The organism is Agrobacterium sp. NPDC090283 (assembly GCF_044769685.1).
In the GTDB taxonomy this organism is placed as follows: domain Bacteria; phylum Pseudomonadota; class Alphaproteobacteria; order Rhizobiales; family Rhizobiaceae; genus Agrobacterium.
This window is the reverse complement of the sequence record NZ_JBIVYG010000019.1, coordinates 84,639-102,707: the sequence shown is the minus strand read 5'-3', so window position 1 is coordinate 102,707 and position 18,069 is coordinate 84,639. Positions and strand designations below refer to the sequence as shown.

Genomic DNA, 18,069 nt, shown 5'->3' with positions numbered 1-18,069 from the left:
GTACCTTGCGTAATAAGATGACTTAAATTCTCCAGAAAAATAACCGCTTCATAGAGGCGGGTGATGAAGGGTCTTGGCGTGCAGGGAAAAACCAAACACATTTCCATTCTGGCGGGCGGTTGCGCCGTCATCGCCTATGTGGCGTTTTTGGCCCCGGTTTCCGCCCTTGCGCAGGAGGCCGGCACGACGGTGCTGCAGACCATCACCGTCGACGGCGCCAAAAATCAGGATCCCAAGGCGCCGGTGAAGGGCTATGTGGCGAAAACCAGCGCCAGCGCCACCAAGACGGGGAGATCCCTGATCGAGACGCCGCAATCGGTCTCCGTCATCACCAAGGATCAGATGGATGCGCAGAATGTTCGCAATCTCAGCGAGGCGCTGAATTATGTTCCGGGCGTGGTCGCGCAGCCGTTCGGCGCCGATCCGCGTTTCGATGCGCCGCGCATCCGCGGGTTCCAGGGAAACCAGCTGCAGTTCCTGAACGGTCTGCGGCTGATGCGCACGGCCGGCGCGCCCTCCTATGAGGTTTATGGACTGGAGCGCGTGGAAGTCATTCGCGGGCCTGCTTCCGTTCTTTTCGGGCAGGGCAATCCCGGCGGCCTCATCAATCTCATCAGCAAGCGGCCGACTTTCGAGCGTTTTGGCGAAGTCGGTGCGCAGATCGGCAGCTTCGATTATTACCAGTCGATGTTCGATATTGGCGGCCCGGTGGCGGATAGTGACAGTTTCGCCTATCGCCTGACCGGCCTTGCGCGCAATGCCCATGCCCAGACGGACAATCTGCAGAACGACCGTTATTTCATCGCCCCGGCGCTCACCTGGCAGCCCGATGAAGATACGAAGCTGACGGTTCTTGCCTCCTATCAGCGCGACAATCCCAGTTCGCCCTCCGGCCTGCCGCCGGCGCTGACCTATCTCAGACCCGGCAATATGCTGGACCGCAGCTTTTATGTCGGCGATCCGTCCTTCGATACGTCGAACCGCAAATTCACCAATATCGGCTATGAATTCGAGCATCGTTTCGACGAGACCTTCACCTTCCGGCAGAATGCGCGTTATTCCAATTTCGACTGGTCCTACCGCGCGCTCGGCATGTCTTCGACCAGCGGCGGCATGATCGGCAATCTCATCCGCCGCAATGCGACGTTCCAGGACGAGCTGCTAAACACCTTCAACATCGACAACAGCCTGCAGGCGGATTTCTCCACGGGGCCAATCGATCACACCCTGCTTGTCGGGCTGGACTACCGTTATTTCGACAATAACGTCAAAACCGAATTCTGGGCCGCGACGCCGCTCAATCCCGTCAACCCGGTCTATGGCGGGCCGATCAGCCTTACGTCGCGCACGCTTTATGCCGATGTGAAGACGGATATTTCCCAGATCGGTCTTTATGCGCAGGACGAGATGGCTTTCGAGAACTGGCGCGTCACCGCCGGCCTGCGGCAGGACTGGGCAAGCACCAGCGGCACGACCTTCAACGGCACCACCTACCGCTCGCTCGACAAGGACGATCACAAGGCGACCGGCCGCGTCGGCGTCAGCTATCTGTTCGATGGCGGTATTGCGCCCTATGTCAGCTACGCGACCTCCTTCGAGCCGGTGCCGCAGCCCGCTGTCGGCGATGCGCCGAAACCGACCACCGGCGAACAATGGGAAGCGGGCGTCAAATACCAGCCCGAGGGTTTCGACGGTTTCTTCTCCGCCGCGATCTACGATCTGAAACAGAAAAACGTCACGACGACGGTGGGCGGCGTGACGCAGCAGATGGACGAGGCGCATGTGAAGGGCCTCGAGCTTGAAGGCGTTGCAAGTCTTGCCGACGGGCTCGACCTGCGCGCGGCCTATACCTACATGGACAGCGAGGTCTCCGGCCGTGTGAATGACGGCAAGGAGCTGGATAGCACGCCCCGGCACGCCGCAAGCCTCTGGCTGGATTACACTTTCCCGGAAGATACCGCGCTTGAGGGTTTCGGCATCGGCGGCGGTGTCCGTTATGTCGGAAAACGCTATGGCGATGCCGCCAATACCTTCGAGATGAAGGGCCTCGCTTTGCTCGATCTCGGTGTGCATTACGAAAAGAATGGCTACCGCGCCTCGCTTCTGGTGCAAAACTTGACTGATAAAGAATATATTTCTAGTTGCTCCACTTTCGGATGCTATTACGGTGACGGAAGAACGGTTATGGGCAAGCTGACCTATCGTTGGTGACGCCATATCAAAGTGAAGCAGCAGGGGCATGACGCGCAAGGATCGATGGATGTCCCCCCTTTGGGGGCGGCGGGAATTTTTAGGCCTGCTCGCTGCTTCGGCCCTTGCTGGCAAGGCGCGCGCGGCGGTCACGCCACGCATTGCCGCCATCGACTGGGCGATGCTCGAAACCTCGGTGGCGCTCGGCATCATGCCGGTGGCGGCGACCGAGCTCATCCAGTTCCGGTTGGATGCGGTCGAACCGGAAATCCCTGCAACCGTCGCCGATCTCGGCCTGCGCGGTGCGCCGAATTTCGAGCTTCTGCAACTGACCCGGCCCGATCTCATTCTGATTTCACCCTTCTACACCCGTTATACCGGCAGGCTGGAAGCCATTGCCCCGGTCTTCTCGCTGCCCTTTTACGTGAAGGGCGAGCCGCCTTTCGCAAAGGCGCTGGCGGCGGTCTCAGCCCTTGGCGACAAGCTCGGCAGGGCCGATGAGGCGCGCAGGGTTCTGGACGAAACGGAAGCGGCGCTGCAAGCCATGCGGACCCGCCTTGCCGGTTTTTCGGCGCGGCCGACCTATGTGATCAATATCGGCGACGCCCGGCATTTTCGCGCTTTCGGTGCGGACAGCATGTTCGGGGATGTTCTTGGCCGGCTGGGGCTTGCCAATGCCTGGGTGGATCGTTCGCAATTCACCTTCGCGGCCCCGGTGCCGCTTGAAAATCTCGCCGCTTCGCCCGATGCGCGCATCGTCATCGTCTCCGATATTCCGGTCGAGGCGCGGGAAACCCTGCGCAGCAGCGCCATCTGGCGCGCGCTGCCTGCCGTGCGGGAAAACCGGGTGGTCACGCTTGGCAATATCGGCCCCTATGGCGGCATCACCGCCGGCATGCGTTTTGCGCGGCTGCTGACCGAAGCGCTCTCGGCGCAGGGAGAAGCCCTGTGACGGCTCGGCCTCTCCAGCTTTTCTTCGGGCTGCTGTTCGTTCTGGCCTGCGGGCTTTCCCTGCATGCCGGGCTGCTGCGGCTGCCTTTCGGTGCATGGCCCGGCCTGCCGTTCGATGTCGCCGCCATGTCGATGGATCAGGTGATTTTTGCCTTCAGCCTGATGCCGCGCGTGGCGGTCGCCATTCTGGCGGGTGCGATGCTCGGCCTTTCGGGTGCGCTTTTCCAGCAATTGCTGCGCAACCCGATTGCCGATCCTTCGACGCTCGGCATCTCGGCCGGCGCTCAACTGGCCATCGTCATCGCCACCCTGTTCTTTCCGTCGGTGCTGGATGGCAACCGCGCTCTGGTGGCGCTCGCCGGTGCGGCCGGTGCGGCCGGCATCGTGTTCCTTCTCGGCTGGCGACGCTCCTTCGAGCCCGTGACCATGGTGGTGTCGGGGCTGCTGGTCGGCATCACCGCCGCGTCCGTTTCCGCCGCGCTGACGCTGGCGCAGGGCGAATATCTGATGTCGCTGGTCGTCTGGAACGGCGGCTCGCTCAGCCAGCAGGACTGGTCGAATGCCTTGTCCCTCGCGTTTCAGCTTGTTGCCGGGCTCGTTCTGACCGGCCTGCTGATAAAGCCGCTGACGGTCCTCGGTCTCGGCGATGCCGGTGCGCGATCGCTCGGCGTCTCGCTGTTTTCGATCAGGCTGGCGGTCGCCGCCGTCGCGGTCATGCTCGCCGCCTTCGTTGCCTCGGCGGTCGGTCTCGTCAGCTTCATCGGCCTTGCAGCACCTGCGCTCACCCGGGCGCTCGGTGTGCGGCGTTCGTCTTCGGTGCTCCTGGTTTCCCCGCTTCTGGGCGGTCTGCTGTTGTGGTTCTGCGACGGTCTCGTGCAGCTTCTGGCAAGCACGACCGCCGAAGTGTTTCCAACCGGCGCGGTAACGGCCCTGATCGGCGGGCCGCTCCTTCTGTGGCTGCTGCCGAAAATCCGGCCGACCGATGTGCAGCGCGGCGAAGGCGTCGAACTCGCGACAAGACGCCGGCTTACGGCCCTGCTGCCGGTACTGGCCATCATGGCGGGGCTGGTTTTTGCGGCACTCGCCATCGGCAAGGGGCCGGATGGCTGGACGGTGCTGAAGGCTGGCGATCTGCAGAGCCTGCTGCCGTTCCGCTGGCCGCGGCTGGTGGCGGCCGTGGCCGCGGGCGGTCTTCTGGCCATGGCGGGGGGGCTTCTCCAGCGGATTACCGGCAATCCCATGGCAAGCCCGGAGGTGATCGGCGTCAGCGGCGGTGCAGGCCTCGGTTTTGCCGCCGCCATCACGATTTTTCCGGCCGCCGGTCTTTTCGAACTGTTTTGCGGCGCCGGCATCGGTTCTGCGGCCGTCATGATCCTCGTCCTGTTCTTTTCCATGCGCCGGCACCTCGCGCCGGAAAAAATCCTGCTCGCGGGCATTGCCATCAGTTCGCTCTGCTCGGCCGTTCTCTCGGCGCTGCTTGCCATCGGCGACCAGCGGGCATGGCAGATTCTCGCCTGGCTCAGCGGCTCGGGTTCGACGGCGACGCCGGCTTCGGCGATCTTTCTCGCCATTCTTTCCATCGTGCTGCTGGCGGGCGCGCTATCGGTCACGCGCTGGCTGACGATCCTGCCGCTCGGGCGGGATGTGCCGCTCTCCCTCGGCCTGCCGCTCGGCGCGGCGCGCATCGCCGTCATCGTGGTGGCGGGCATTGCCACCGGGGCCGCCTCGCTTTTGGTCGGTCCCTTGAGTTTCGTCGGATTGATGGCGCCGCATATTGCGCTTCGCGCCGGGTTCACCACGCCGCGCGACCATCTCTTCGCCTCCTTCCTGTTCGGCGCGGTGCTGATGGCGCTTTCCGATCTCGGCGCACGGACAGTCACCTTTCCCTATGAACTGCCGCTTGGGCTTTTTGCGGCGCTTGCCGGCGCGCCCTATCTGATCTGGCTCTCAGGCAGGCGGTGATGAATTTTTTGAACGATGTACGGAGATGAGAACAATGGGTCAGGCAGCACTTGCCGTCGATTACGACGATATTCCGCTTTTTTCTCTCGACGGCGTTACGATGGAAGTGCCGGGCAGGACATTGCTGCAGCCTCTGACGGCCAGTTTTGCGACCGGCAAAACCATCGGCCTGATCGGCCATAACGGTTCGGGAAAATCCACGCTGCTCAAGATTCTCGCACGGATTCAGGAGCCGACGGCGGGCAAGGTCTCCTTCGAAGGTAAGACGCTCGGGGCCTGGGGCAATCGTGAATTTGCGCGAAAGCTCGCTTATCTGCCGCAATATACCCCGGCCGCCTCCGGCATGCTGGCCAAGGAACTGGTGGCGCTCGGCCGTTATCCCTGGCACGGCGCGCTTGGGCAGTTCACCAAAGCGGACCAGGAGAAGGTGGATGAAGCCATCGAACTCACCGACACCGTCGCCTTCCGCGACCGGCTTGTGGATACGCTTTCGGGCGGCGAGCGCCAGCGCGTGTGGCTTGCCATGCTGGTGGCCCAGAATGCCGAAAGCCTGCTTCTCGACGAACCCATCTCCGCACTCGACATGGCGCACCAGATCGAAGTGCTTTCGCTGGTGCAGAGACTGTCGCGCGAAAAGGGGCTCGGCGTCATCGTCGTGCTGCACGACGTCAACATGGCGGCTCGCTTTTGCGATGAGATCGTTGCGCTTCATTCCGGCCGGCTGATCGCACGGGGAACGCCGCAGGAGATCATGACACCGGAGACGCTGCAGCGCATCTATGGCGTTCGCATGGATGTCATGACCCATGCCGCCACCGGCTTTCCCGTCGCCCTGCCGCTCTGAGGTTGTTGCAGCAAAACAACGGCCGTCAACGCTGGCTGTTGATGGCGATTCCGCACGCATTTCCCGCCCTAACAATGTCTTAATGGCGTCCTACCGCCATCAGACATTGTTAACCGTTTCGCTTTCATCGCCTCCAATTAAGTTGTTTTGGATCGATTTCTGGGAACAAACGTTAACAGTGCGGAATTCAATATCCGGAGAGGGCAAGAAGGGCTGCTGCGGGTAGGAATAAAACAGGAGAAAATCAGATGAAAAAGGCTGTTGCCGTAACTTTTGCCGCATTGACGATGGGCCTCGGCGGAACCGCATCCGCGCTTGCTGCCGACCTTGCAAGATATGAGCCGGCTCCGCAGGAGCAGGACGATCGCAACGGCGTCAAGATCGGTTACCTCACCTGCGATATCGGCGGCGGCGTCGGTTACGTTCTCGGCTCGGCCAAGGAACTGGATTGCACCTTCCAGTCCACCATGGGCGCCCGTCGTACCGACCATTACACCGGCGCCATCCGCAAGATGGGCGTTGACCTCGGTTTCACCACGCAGGGCCGTCTGGTCTGGGCCGTTTTCGCCCCGACCGCCGGCTACCACCGCGGTTCGCTCGGCGGCCTCTATCAGGGCGCAACGGCTGAAGTCACGGTCGGTCTCGGCGTCGGCACCAACGTTCTCGTTGGCGGCACCTCTGGCTCCATCCAGCTGCAGACGGTCAGCGTGACGGGCCAGGTTGGTCTCAACCTTGCCGCCACCGGCACCTCCGTGACGCTGACGGCCATGAACTGATCGGCGAATTGCCCGGCTGAGGCCGGGCATTCTGTCGCATGTCAAAAAACGCCCTCTTCGTTGTCAGACGGAGAGGGCGTTGTATTATCCGGGCCATGATTTCCGTGTCTCGACAAATTGCGGCCGCGACCGCGTTTTTCCTCTTGCTTGCGGCTTCTGCCCTTGCCGAAGGCGATGCGGCCCATGGCGAGAAGGTCTTCAGCCGCTGTTCCACCTGTCACAGCGTCGATGCGCCGCGCACCCGCATGGGGCCGCATCTGATGGGCGTGGTCGGCAGGCCGATGGCTTCCGTGGCCGATTATGGCCATTATTCGCAGGCGCTGAAGGATGCCGGCGCGGCTGGCCGGGTCTGGACGGAAGACGAGTTGCAGAAGTTCATCGCCAGCCCGAAGAAGGCGATCCCGGGAAATGCGATGCGCTTTTTCGGTCTGTGGAGCGAAACCGATATTGCGGACCTGATCGCCTATCTGAAAACGCATCCCCTGCCGCAATAGCTGTCAGAGCGGCGCTTCGGCGATAATCTCTTCGGCTTCTTCGAAGGTCATCGCCATGACTTTCGCGCCGATCTCGAAGCTGAAGCCGTTGCGGGCGAAGGCGGAGAATTCCTTCGCCTTGCGCTTCTCGTCCAGTTCGACACGGCGAAACGGCCCGAAGGCGCGCTTGCGCGCGAAGATGACGGCGGCGACCAGATCGTTGGTTTCCTGCAACGCGGCCGTTGCCGTTTCGCGGGCTATGCCCTTGATCTGAAGTTTCTGCGCGAGCCCGCGTTTCGACTTGCCGCTGCGCTGGCCGCTTCGCACGGTTATTTCCGCATAAGCGGTGTCATCGAGCGCCTTGATGCCATAAGCGAAGGTCACGGCAAAGTCGCCGAGCGCCTTCACCTGTTGCCGGCTGATATCCTCGAATTTTTCCCGCGCCTTGCGGGTGATGGCGTCGCGCAGCTGCTTTTCCGTCATCATGCGCTGTTCCAGCCGGTAGAGCGCGGAGTTGCGCGCCCAGGAAAGCATCCGGCTGGTGGGCTCAATGGCCGGCGTGTCGCCGTCCTCGGCCATGTCGTCGGTCAGGAAGGGGCTGGAATCGTCGTTCATTCCGCTTTTATAGCGTGGTGAAGCCGTCTTGCCAGTTCCTTCCCGGCCCGTTTCCTCCGGTTTCTGGGTCCTCCGGTTTTTCAGCACCTCAAGGCGTTTGCGCGCCGGTTGCGGCGACATAGACCGAATAAAGCGATTTCGTCGCGGTGATGAACAGCCGGTTCTTTTTCGGCCCGCCGAATGTGAGGTTTGCGACTGTCTGCGGCACCCTGATCTTGCCGAGAAGCGTGCCTTCGGGGGAAAAGCAGTGCACACCGTCACCGGCGCTGGTCCAGAGGTTGCCGGCCGTATCCAGGCGAAAGCCATCCGGCAGGCCATTGTCGAGATTGCAGAATTCCCGGCCATTGGCGAGCTTCACGCCGTCCACCACGTCGAAGACGCGGATATGGCGCGGGCGGGAGACGTCGTGGCTGTAGGAACTGTCGGCGACGTAGAGCTTCGTTTCGTCCGGTGAGAAGGCAAGCCCGTTCGGTTGCACGAAGTCGTCGATGGCGATGTCGATTTTTCCGGTTGCGGGGTCGAGCCGGTAGACATTGCGCGTCTTCTGCTCCGGTTCGGCCTTGTATCCCTCATAGTCGGAAAGAATGCCGTAGGTCGGATCGGTGAACCAGACGCTGCCATCGGATTTCACCACCACGTCATTGGGTGAGTTCAATCTTTTCCCGCCGTAGCTGTCGGCAAGAACCGTCACCGAGCCGTCGACTTCGGTGCGGGTGACGCGGCGGCCGCCATGTTCGCAGGAAACGAGCCGCCCCTGCCGGTCGCGGGTATTGCCATTGGTGAAGTTGGAGGGTTGGCGGAACACCGAAATCCCGCCATCCGGCACCCAGCGCAGCATGCGCTGATTGGGAATATCGCTGAACAGCAGGCAGTTGAGATCGGCGAACCACACCGGTCCTTCGGCCCAGCGGCAGCCGGAATAAAGCTCTTCCAGCTCGGCATTGCCGACGATCAGATGGCGGAAGCGGTCATCGTGGATTTCGTAAGGGGAGGTCTTGTCTGTGGTCATGAGCGTGGTCCGCTTGGGGGCTTGTCGTTATGGGTTCAGCGCGTGGCCTTGGGGCCGCTTGCCAGAAGTATGACTGATATGATGATGAGGCCGGTGAGGATGAGGCGGATGCCGGCGCCGAAACCATAGGTATTCAGCATCGACACCACCAGGAACATGAAGAGCGAAGCGCCCCAGATGCCGGGCACGTTGGAATCGCCGCCTGCCACCGCCGTGCCGCCGATGACGACGACGGCGATGGACATCAGCAGATATTCCGAGCCCATGTTGAGCGCAGCACCTCCGGAAAAGCTGGCGAGCAGGTACCCGGCAATGGCTGCCAGCACCGCGCAGAGCACATAGGTGACGAAACGGGCGCCATCCACGGGGATGCCGGTCATGCGGGCGGCAAAGGTGCTCTGGCCGATGGCGGAAATCCAGCGTCCGTAAAACGAGCGGTCGAGCAGCAGCCAGGCGACGACCGAAAGCAGCAGGGCGACGAGCGCCACGTTCGGGATGCCAAAAGAGCTCGATATCGCGAATGTCGCCAATGTTTCCGGTGGCTTGATGCGCAGGCCGCGGTTCGACCAGATGGCGATGGATTGCACGATAAAGCTCATGGAAAGCGTCGCGATGATGGGCGGGATGCGCAGGAGCTTGATCAGCGCATAATTGCCGATGCCGATGGCGATGCCGATCAGGATGGCGATCAGCAGTCCGGGCAGGATGAGGCTGTCCGACACATCCATGAATTTCAGGGCCAGAGTGCCCGATAGTGTCATTGTGGCGGGAACGCAGAGGTCGATATTACCGGGCCCGAGCGTGATGACGAACATCTGGCCGATGCCGACGATGACCGAAAAAGCCGCGAAGGTGAGTGCGGCATGCGACAGGCCGAAGGAGCTTGCACCGCCGGTGAAGAGCACGGTGACGATCCAGACCGCAGCCGTTGCGGCAAAAGACCATATCCATGGTTTTTTGGAGAAGGACGAAAGCCCGTTCATTGGTTTTTCTCCCGCTTTTCGAGACGGTTGAGCAGGATGCGCAGCGCCAGTACGATGATGAGGATCGCCCCCTGTGCCCCGATCTGCCAGTCCGGCGAAATACGCATGAAGGACAGGAACGAGCCGGCAAGGGTGAGCGTCAGCGCGCCGATGACGGCACCGATGGGCGATACCCTGCCGCCGACGAATTCCCCACCGCCGAGGATGACGCCGGCAATCGACAGCAATGTGTAACGCAGGGCGATATTGGCGTCGGCCGATGTCGTCAGCCCGACAAGGGCGATACCGGACAGCACCGCGAAGAAACCGGCCAGCGCAAAGGTCGCGGCGCGAATGCCGACCACCGACCAGCCGGAGCGCTCGACCGAGCGGAAATTGCCGCCGACGCCGCGCATCAGTACGCCGAAAGACGAGCGCATGACGATGTAATGGGCCACGACCGCGATCAGGAGGCTGGCGACGATGGCGATTGGCACGAGCGGTGGCTTCGCCGTCATCAGCGCCCGGATGAAGGCGGGGGCCTGGCCACCGGGCGAGGGGAGAATGAGGACGGCGAGGCCGCCCCAGACGAAGCTCATGCCGAGCGTGACGACGATGGAGGGCAGGGCGCGGATATGGATGATGGCGCCCAGCAATGCATAGACCGCAATCGCACCGGCAAAAATCGCAATTCCGAGGATGGGCGTGGTTTGCAGGAAAGTGGCGGTCACACAGGCGCAGAAACTGACGAAGGTGCCCATCGACAGGTCGAGATCGTTGACCGACATGATCAGCATCTGCGCAATGGTGGCGAGCGCGATCGGCACCGCCAGATTGAACAGCAGGTTCATGCCGGTATAGCTCATGGCGCGCGGCTGCATGTAGAAGACGGCGGCGAGCAGGAAGGCGAGCGAGGCGGCGGGAATGATGAGGCGGAGTGCGTTTGCCGAGAGTTTCATGCGTGATCTTCTCCGGCAAAGGAAGCGGCCAGCACATTCTGCTCGGTAATGTCGTCGCCGACGAGTTCCGCCTGGATGGCGCCGTCGCGGAACACATAGACGCGGTCGCAAAGGCGGATTTCGTCCATTTCGGTGGAGTACCAGATAAAGGTGCGGCCGTGGGAGGCTTCGGTTCTCAAGATGTCATAGACCTCCTGTTTGGTGCCGATATCGACGCCACGCATCGGATCGTCCATCAAAACGGTGCTGGCGGTGGTGGCGAGCGCACGGGCGAAAAGCACCTTCTGCTGGTTGCCGCCGGAGAGGGAGAGGATCTTGTTGCCCATATCGGGCGTGCGGATTTCGATGCGCTTTTTCCATTGCGCCCCAAGCTCGGTTTCCCTGCCTCTGTCCACCATGCCTGCGGAGGAAATATCCCTGAGCGAGGCGACGGACAGGTTTTTGAGGATGCTCCACAGCGGAAAGGTGCCGTTCAGGCTGCGATCGCCCGCCACGAAGGCGATATCGGTCTTGCGCGCGGGCAGCCAGCTATTGTTGCGGGCAAGATAAAGATCGAGAAGCGCTTCGGTCTGGCCATGGCCGCCGAGACCGGCAAGGCCGACGATCTCGCCGCGAAAGGCCTCGAAGGCAAGGCCTTCGCCCCGGCGCGCCGGCATGGAAAGTACTTTTTCGCCTGCCTTGCGGCTTTGACCCCGTCGCCCGTCCTGTTCCTTGACGACGCTGCCCATGGCTTCCACCAGCGAGCGGGTGGTGAAGTCGGCGGCCTTCCGGTCGGCCACCACCCGGCCATCCTTCATCACCACGATACGGGTGGCCGTCGACAGGATTTCTCCGAGAATATGCGAGATCAGCAGAACCGAGCCGCCCTCACGCACGAAACGGCGGACATAATCCATCAGCTGCTCGGCGAGGCCGGCATCGAGCGAAGAGGTGGGCTCATCAAGGATCACCAGTTTCGGCGCGCGCGGTATGCGGCAGAAATTGATGGCGATTTCCACCATCTGCCGTTCGGCGATGGAAAGTTCGGCGACGGGCAGCTCGCAATCGATGCCGTGGCCGGGGAAAATTTCGTCGAGCGTCTGCCGGATCGTCGTCAGCGCACGGCCGCGCCAGTTTCGCCCACCCGTGGTGGCATGCATGATGCGGACATTTTCGCTGATCGTCAGGTTCGGGCAGAGCGACAGCTCCTGAAACACGCAGCGAACGCCGTTCGCGCGCGCGGCGGCAATGCCGTGGCGGCTGTCGTTGCCGCCATAGGAAACGGAACCCTCATGCGGCGTCAGCCCGCCATTGATGACGTTGACGATGGTGGATTTTCCCGCGCCGTTATGGCCGACGAGCCCGAGGCATTCCCCCGTGCGGATGACGAGATCGGCCCCGTCAAGCGCTCTTACCGCGCCGAACACGACCTTCACGCCGCGTGCCGCGACGACCTCTTCCGCCTCGATGATGTCATTCATGAGCAATTACGCCATTGATGTGAAAAAGTGATCTGAAAATCGGATATATCGGTGATTATTGCGGCGCCCGTTCCGGGAGCGCCGCAATAGTCAGGCTTAAAGCCGATCCGGCCTATTTGGCCGATGCGATGGCCTTTTGGGCGTCTTCCTGCGAATATTCCACATTCGCCACGCCGCCCTTCTGGGTCGTCTTCAGATTTTCTTCAAGGTTGGCCTGGTCGATGCGCAGGAAGGGCACGGTCAGGTCCTTCTTCACATCCTTGCCGTCGAGGATTTGCTGCGCCACCCAGAAAGCGAGCGTCGAGACGCCGGGGGCGATGGAGACGGACATGGTCTCGTAACCGCTTGCATCCTTCTGCTGTTTCCACCATTGCAGCTCGTCTTCGCGGTTGCCCATGACGATGGTGGGTGTCGGGCGCTTGGCGGCGGCGAAAGCCTGCGCCGCACCGTAACCGTCGCCGCCCTGCGTCACCACGGCCGCGACTTCGGGAAGGCTCGGCAGGATGCCGGCGACGGCGCGCTGCGCGACATCCTGCGCCCAGTCGCCATTGACGGAACCGACGATCTTGAACTGCGGGTTCTTGGCGACGCCTGCAGCGATGCCGGCGTGGATTTCATCATCCACCGAAACCCCGGCGAGACCGCGGATTTCGAGCAGGTTGCCGCCCTTCGGCATGGCCTTGGCGAGATAATCGATCTGGCTCTCGCCCATGGCCTTGAAATCGACCGCGATGCGCCATGCGCAGGGCTCGGTGACGATGCCATCGAAGGACACGACGGTGATGCCGGCATCGCAGGCTTCCTTCACCGCGCCGTTAAGCGCGGTGGGCGAAGCGGCGTTGATGACGATGGCGTCGTAACCCTGAAGAATGAGGTTCTGGATCTGTGCCGCCTGTTCGGTCGCCTGGTTTTCGGCCGTCGTGAAGGCGTCAGCGGTGGCGACCTGCTTGTCGGCAACCGCCTGCTTGGTGATCTTGTCCCAGCTCGTCAGCATTGCCTGACGCCAGGAATTGCCGGCATAATTGTTTGAAAGCGCAATTTTTTTGGCCGACGTGTCGGCATGAGCGGTGATCGGCAGAGCTGCGCATGCGACAGCGGCCGATGTCAGAAGCATCTTCCTGAAAGCCATTTGATTTCCTCCCTCGTGGCTTGCCCTTTTCGAGCCCGGAACTCCGGCGTGCCGCAAATCTCCTCGGCGGCAGGTGGAATTCCTTTGCACTGGAGCTCCTTTCCCCAGTAGAAGCGAGAATGACCAAGAAGATTTGGCTTGTACAGGCGGATCGCGGCAATCTTCCTGCGGGTTTCCGCAGAAAGCTTGCGGGAACCCGCAGGACGAAACGCCACCGTCGGGCGCAGAATGGATGATGCGGCACCCAACGGGTTGAATCTTCGCCGCGATGGTCGAAGGCTGGCGCTTGGGAGGGCGTCCGCATATGCTGGATACGCCGAAAAGCGCTCTTTTTCATCATTATATGGGCATTTCGCGGCTGCTTGCCGGGCAGCTGGAATTTAACGCCATCATTCAGGCGGTCGCCACCGAGATCAGCCACATCATTCCGCATGACCATATGGATGTCTGCATCAAGCAGCTGGATGACAAATATCACATCGCCTATGAGAGCGGTCTCGTCAGCGCCTGGAGCCGGCAGCCGCCCGCCCTTCTGACGGGTAGTCCGATCCGTTCGCTGCTGTCAGGCGAGGTGGAGTACCTCTTGAGCGGCGACGCCTGCTCCGATCCTCGCTTCCACTTCGAGGGGTCGTTTTCGAGCCCGATCATCGAGCTTAATCTGCATAGCCGCCTGCATGTGCCGATGAAGGTGCATGGCGACATTATCGGCGCGCTCAGTTGTTCCTCCCATCAGTCGAACGCCTATACGATGGAGGATGTGACGAACGCCCGCGCGGTCGCCGATCTTCTGGCGCCTTATTTCTACGCCATCCGCGCCGCCGAACAGGCCAAACGCTCGGCCATCGAGGAAGCGCGCGCCAATGCCCGCGAGGAGGGCCTGCGTCTAGGCGCACTGCAATTGACCGAGGCGCTGGAGGCCGAGCGGCAGCGCATCGGCATGGATCTGCATGACCAGACGCTGGCGGACCTGACGCGGCTGGCGCGGCGCATCGAGCGCATGAGCCACACCCCCGACCTGTCAGGCGAGATGCTGGAGCCCGTGGTGCGCAGCCTGCAACATTGCATGCAGGATCTGCGCGAGATCATCGAGGAGGCGAAACCCTCGATCCTGCAACTGTTCGGCGTCGTTGAGGCCATCGAGACCTATGTGGACCGTTCCGTGCGCGACAGCGGCTCGGCAATCGACTGGTCGGTGACGGATGAGACGGACGGGCTGGTGGAGACGCTCGACAAGACGGTGGCCATATCGCTGTTCCGCATCGTGCAGGAGGCGGTCAATAACGCCATTCGCCATGCCCAGCCCCAAGCGATTGCCGTGAAATTGACCGCAATCGACGGCGGGCTGCGGGTGACGGTGAGCGACGACGGCAGCGGTGGTGGCGAAGGCGGGGCCTCCGGCGGCCTCGGCATCGGTAACATGAAGACGCGGGCGCGGCTGATTTCGGCCAGATTCGATATTGGCGGCAATGGCAAAGGGGCTGGAACCCGCATCACCGTGACCTTGCCGGCAAGTGCTTTCGACCGGCGGGAGGAGTTGTGACATGGACGTGCTGATCGTCGAGGACGATGCGCTGCATCGCGCCTATCTGAACGAGGCGGTAAGAGCCGCCCTGCCGGAATGCGACAAGGTGCTGGAGGCCGCAAACGGCAGAACCGGCGAGAAGCTCGCGCGGGAAAACCGGGCCGCCCACATCGTCATGGATTTGCAGATGAATGAGCGCAACGGCATCGAGGCGGCGCGCACCATCTGGAAGGAAAGACCGGATACCCGCATCCTGTTCTGGTCCAACTATTCCGACGAAGCCTATGTGCGCGGTGTCTCCCGCATCGTGCCTGAAGGCGCCGCTTGTGGTTATGTGCTGAAATCGGCCTCCGATGACCGCCTGCGACTGGCGCTGCGCAGCATCTTCATCGAGGCGCAATGCGTGATCGACCGGGAAGTGCGCGGGTTGCAGGAAAAGAGCCTTGGCAAGGCGCATGGTTTTACCGATTCCGAATATGAAATCCTTGTCGATGTCGCGCTCGGCCTTACCGACAAGGCGATTGCGCGCCGCCGTAACCTGTCGCTGCGCAGCGTGCAGAACCGTCTGCAAAGTCTTTATGAGAAACTGAACGTGCATCAGGCGGCCGGCGATGACGAGGCGGAAGGCCGGTATAATCTCAGAACCCGCGCGGTTACCGTCGCTTTCCTGCGCAAGCTGTTGAATTACAGCGCGCTGGAAAGGGCCGAGCGGGAACTGGCGGAATGGGCGGCAAGCCGCTGATCTCTAGGGCAGGAAGGCAAGCAACCGTCTTTCATCCGCCCTGAGGCCGGAGACGGGTTTTGCCCCGACCTTCAGGATGCGGCCAAGCTTTTTCTGCGCTTTCTCTTCCGTGGCGATATTGAGGACGGCCGGGTGCACATAGCTCTTGCGGCAGATGGCGGGCGTGTTGGAAAGCTCTGCGGCCGCTGCCTGGCACATGCCCTTTATGCTCGGTTTTTCACCCGCCGCCACATGTTCCATCGCGTTGCAGAAGGCTGCGAGCGTCCCGCCCCAGGTGCGGAAGGTCTTGGCGGAAATGCCTTGCCCGCCGATGCGCGAGAGATAGGCATTAAGGTCGCTGGAATCGACGGAATGGACCCGGTTTTCGCTATCCTGCCAGACGAAGAGTTCCTTGCCGGGCAGATCGGCGATCTCCTCAAGGATTTTCTGGAGGCGTGGGTGGCGCAATTGCCGTTTCACCTTCTGCCCGCCCTTGGCGGCAAACCGCAACTCGATGGTTTCACCGAAGGACACATGCCGCTTGAGCAATGTCGTTGCGCCATAGGTGCCGTTGGTTTCGAGATAGGAGCGGTTGCCGACGCGCAGATAGGCGGCATCGAGCAGCAGCGTGAGCGCCGCAAGCGTCATCTCCTGCCCGTGATCCTGCTTTTCGATATCGGCAATGGCCCGGCGGCGGATGGCGGGCAGCGCCTTGCCGAAGCTCTTGAGCTGGAAGAATTTCGTCTCGCCCCGGAGCGCGTGCCAGTCGGGGTGATAGCGATATTGTTTGCGCCCGCGCGCATCGAAACCCGTGGCCTGCAGATGGCCCGATGGGTCGATGCATATCCAGACATCTTTATAGGCGGGCGGCACGCTGAGCGACTTGATGCGCTTCAGTTCGACGCTGTCGGAGAGGAGATCGCCGCCCGGCAGACGGTAACAGAAACCGCGCCCGCGCTTTTCGCGGGCAATACCCGGCTCCTGATCATTGACATAGGCAAGTCCGATTTTGGCAAGAAGGCGGGTCGGCGGTTGTGGCATTGTTTTTCCCGGCAGGTTTCACGCTGCGGCAAACGAAAAACAGGCCGCCTTCGTTCCGGCGGCCTGTCATTCCGATCATGGGTTTTCTTAAACAGCCTTGGCGATCCGCAGAATCTGCGATTCACCACCGCCCCGCTCTTCCGTCACGGCATAAACCGCGCCATCCGGCCCGATCTTCACGTCGCGGATGCGTGCCTCGAGCGGCAGGCGGCTTTCGGTCGCGACCCTGTCACCATCGATGTGAAGAATGACGAGGCCCTGGCTCACCAGACCACCGACGATGAAGGCGCCTTTCCATTCGGGAATCTGGTCGCCGTCATAATAGGCCATGCCGGAGGGGCCGATGACCGGGTCCCAATAATAGACCGGCTGCTCCATGCCTTCCCTGGTGGTGACACCGTCGCCGACGGACCGGCCGCTATATTCGACGCCATAGGTGATGACGGGCCAGCCGTAGTTGAGGCCCGCTTTCGGCAGGTTCAGCTCATCGCCGCCCTTGGGGCCATGCTCCACGGTCCAGAGCCTGCCCTGACCATCCAGCGCTGCTGCTTGCAGGTTGCGGTGGCCATAGCTCCAGATTTCGGGAAGCGCATTCTGCTGGCCGGCGAAAGGGTTGCCTTCAAAGGCCTTGCCTTCGGTATCGATGCGGAAAACCTTGCCGAGACCGCTCGACAGGTCCTGCGCCTGCACGCGCGGCTTTGCGTCCGAACGTTCGCCGACGGTAACGTAAAGCTCGTTGTTCGGGCCGAAAACGAGGCGGGAACCGAAATGTTTGTCGCCGTCATAGGTCGGCATCTGGCGGAAAATCACCGAGACGTCTTCCAGCTTCGCCGTGCCTCCCTCTTCGGTCAGTTTGGCCGAGGCCACGGAGGTGCCGTTGCCGCCATCACGCGGTTCGGAGAAGGAGAAGAATATCTTGCGCGATGTCTCGAAATCCGGTGCCAGTGCGATGTCGAGAAGACCGCCCTGTCCGTCGGAGGCGACCTCAGGCACGCCTTCTATCGCCGGGCTGGCCTTGCCATCGGCGACGATATGCATGGCGCCTTCCTTGGCGGCGACGATCATGCGGCCATCGGGCAGGAATTCCATGGACCACAGATGGGGCAGACCCTCGGCGATAACGGTTTTTTCGACGTTCGGCTGGGCAGCGGCCTGCGGCGCGCGGGTCTGGCCCTCAAAAGCCGGTTTCTGATCCGGCGCATTCGGCCGTTTCGTTTCGGCAGCCGGGGCGGTCTGGGCGTGCGCGGCGCCGGAAAGCGGCACGGCAAGCAGCGCGCACAGGATCGTCGAATTCAGAAATCGGTTGTTATGGAACATGGGTCTCCCTTCCTTCGTTAAGGTCACGCATGAAACCATTTGGGGAGGATTTCGTTTCCTTCGAGAGTTTCAAGAAAACTTGATCATTGCGTGTGCAGACGCCACGCTCTTTTCTCACCCGTGCGAATTCATAAGGAA

The 18,069-nt window shown here is 61.8% G+C and carries 16 protein-coding genes; 8 read left to right on the top strand and 8 right to left on the bottom strand.

All coding sequences use genetic code 11. The features are described from left to right. The first annotated feature begins 63 nt into the window (after positions 1 to 63). The 6 genes from ACIQUH_RS23075 (at position 64) to ACIQUH_RS23050 (ending at position 7,217) form a co-directional block, all read left to right on the top strand. The gene (locus ACIQUH_RS23075) at positions 64 to 2,211 is read left to right on the top strand and encodes a TonB-dependent siderophore receptor (RefSeq protein ID WP_400819423.1); all 2,148 of its coding nucleotides are present in this window, start codon (positions 64 to 66) and stop codon (positions 2,209 to 2,211) included. Between the two features lie 28 nt (positions 2,212 to 2,239). Next, complete coding sequence (locus ACIQUH_RS23070) at positions 2,240 to 3,142, top strand: iron-siderophore ABC transporter substrate-binding protein (RefSeq protein ID WP_400819420.1); 903 nt, start codon at positions 2,240 to 2,242, stop codon at positions 3,140 to 3,142. After that, positions 3,139 to 5,103 (top strand): Fe(3+)-hydroxamate ABC transporter permease FhuB, encoded by a 1,965-nt coding sequence (gene fhuB, locus ACIQUH_RS23065; RefSeq protein WP_400819417.1) that lies wholly within the window; start codon positions 3,139 to 3,141, stop codon positions 5,101 to 5,103. Before ACIQUH_RS23070 ends, fhuB begins: the two co-directional genes overlap by 4 nt. 34 nt (positions 5,104 to 5,137) lie before the next feature. Further along, positions 5,138 to 5,947, top strand: coding sequence for an ATP-binding cassette domain-containing protein (locus ACIQUH_RS23060; RefSeq protein ID WP_400819414.1), 810 nt, complete (start codon positions 5,138 to 5,140; stop codon positions 5,945 to 5,947). Between the two features lie 248 nt (positions 5,948 to 6,195). After that, positions 6,196 to 6,723: a DUF992 domain-containing protein gene (locus tag ACIQUH_RS23055; RefSeq protein WP_003522107.1), complete on the top strand. Its 528-nt coding sequence runs from the start codon at positions 6,196 to 6,198 to the stop codon at positions 6,721 to 6,723. A gap of 95 nt (positions 6,724 to 6,818) precedes the next feature. Further along, positions 6,819 to 7,217, top strand: a complete 399-nt coding sequence (locus ACIQUH_RS23050; protein WP_400819410.1) for a c-type cytochrome — start codon at positions 6,819 to 6,821, stop codon at positions 7,215 to 7,217. 3 nt (positions 7,218 to 7,220) lie between these two features. On the opposite strand, the gene recX is transcribed toward ACIQUH_RS23050, so the two are convergent. The 6 genes from recX to ACIQUH_RS23020 all read right to left on the bottom strand — a co-directional run bounded on the left by recX (position 7,221) and on the right by ACIQUH_RS23020 (position 13,330). Further along, positions 7,221 to 7,811 carry a recombination regulator RecX gene (gene recX / locus ACIQUH_RS23045; protein ID WP_400819407.1) on the bottom strand — a complete coding sequence of 197 codons (591 nt, stop codon included), beginning with the start codon at positions 7,809 to 7,811 and terminating at the stop codon, positions 7,221 to 7,223. A gap of 88 nt (positions 7,812 to 7,899) precedes the next feature. After that, positions 7,900 to 8,820: an SMP-30/gluconolactonase/LRE family protein gene (locus ACIQUH_RS23040; RefSeq protein ID WP_400819404.1), complete on the bottom strand. Its 921-nt coding sequence runs from the start codon at positions 8,818 to 8,820 to the stop codon at positions 7,900 to 7,902. Between the two features lie 35 nt (positions 8,821 to 8,855). Beyond that, entirely contained in the window at positions 8,856 to 9,803 is a 948-nt protein-coding gene (locus tag ACIQUH_RS23035) for an ABC transporter permease (protein WP_400819401.1), read from the bottom strand. Beyond that, positions 9,800 to 10,741 (bottom strand): ABC transporter permease, encoded by a 942-nt coding sequence (locus tag ACIQUH_RS23030; RefSeq protein WP_400819399.1) that lies wholly within the window; start codon positions 10,739 to 10,741, stop codon positions 9,800 to 9,802. The genes ACIQUH_RS23035 and ACIQUH_RS23030 overlap by 4 nt, the downstream gene beginning before the upstream one ends. After that, positions 10,738 to 12,201 (bottom strand): sugar ABC transporter ATP-binding protein, encoded by a 1,464-nt coding sequence (locus tag ACIQUH_RS23025; protein ID WP_400819397.1) that lies wholly within the window; start codon positions 12,199 to 12,201, stop codon positions 10,738 to 10,740. Before ACIQUH_RS23025 ends, ACIQUH_RS23030 begins: the two co-directional genes overlap by 4 nt. A gap of 112 nt (positions 12,202 to 12,313) precedes the next feature. Then, positions 12,314 to 13,330, bottom strand: coding sequence for an ABC transporter substrate-binding protein (locus tag ACIQUH_RS23020; RefSeq protein ID WP_400819395.1), 1,017 nt, complete (start codon positions 13,328 to 13,330; stop codon positions 12,314 to 12,316). A 304-nt stretch (positions 13,331 to 13,634) separates the two neighbouring features. On the opposite strand from ACIQUH_RS23020, the gene ACIQUH_RS23015 reads away from it, so the two are divergent. Together ACIQUH_RS23015 and ACIQUH_RS23010 are read left to right on the top strand one after the other, a co-directional pair. Continuing rightward, positions 13,635 to 14,870 carry an ATP-binding protein gene (locus ACIQUH_RS23015; protein WP_400819393.1) on the top strand — a complete coding sequence of 412 codons (1,236 nt, stop codon included), beginning with the start codon at positions 13,635 to 13,637 and terminating at the stop codon, positions 14,868 to 14,870. A 1-nt stretch (position 14,871) separates the two neighbouring features. After that, positions 14,872 to 15,594 (top strand): response regulator, encoded by a 723-nt coding sequence (locus ACIQUH_RS23010; protein WP_400819390.1) that lies wholly within the window; start codon positions 14,872 to 14,874, stop codon positions 15,592 to 15,594. A 3-nt stretch (positions 15,595 to 15,597) separates the two neighbouring features. Here the strand turns inward: ACIQUH_RS23010 and ACIQUH_RS23005 are convergent, their stop codons facing one another. Further along, complete coding sequence (locus ACIQUH_RS23005; protein WP_400819388.1) at positions 15,598 to 16,614, bottom strand: DNA topoisomerase IB; 1,017 nt, start codon at positions 16,612 to 16,614, stop codon at positions 15,598 to 15,600. Between the two features lie 87 nt (positions 16,615 to 16,701). Then, positions 16,702 to 17,931: a PQQ-dependent sugar dehydrogenase gene (locus ACIQUH_RS23000; protein WP_400819385.1), complete on the bottom strand. Its 1,230-nt coding sequence runs from the start codon at positions 17,929 to 17,931 to the stop codon at positions 16,702 to 16,704. Positions 17,932 to 18,069: the final 138 nt, after the last annotated feature.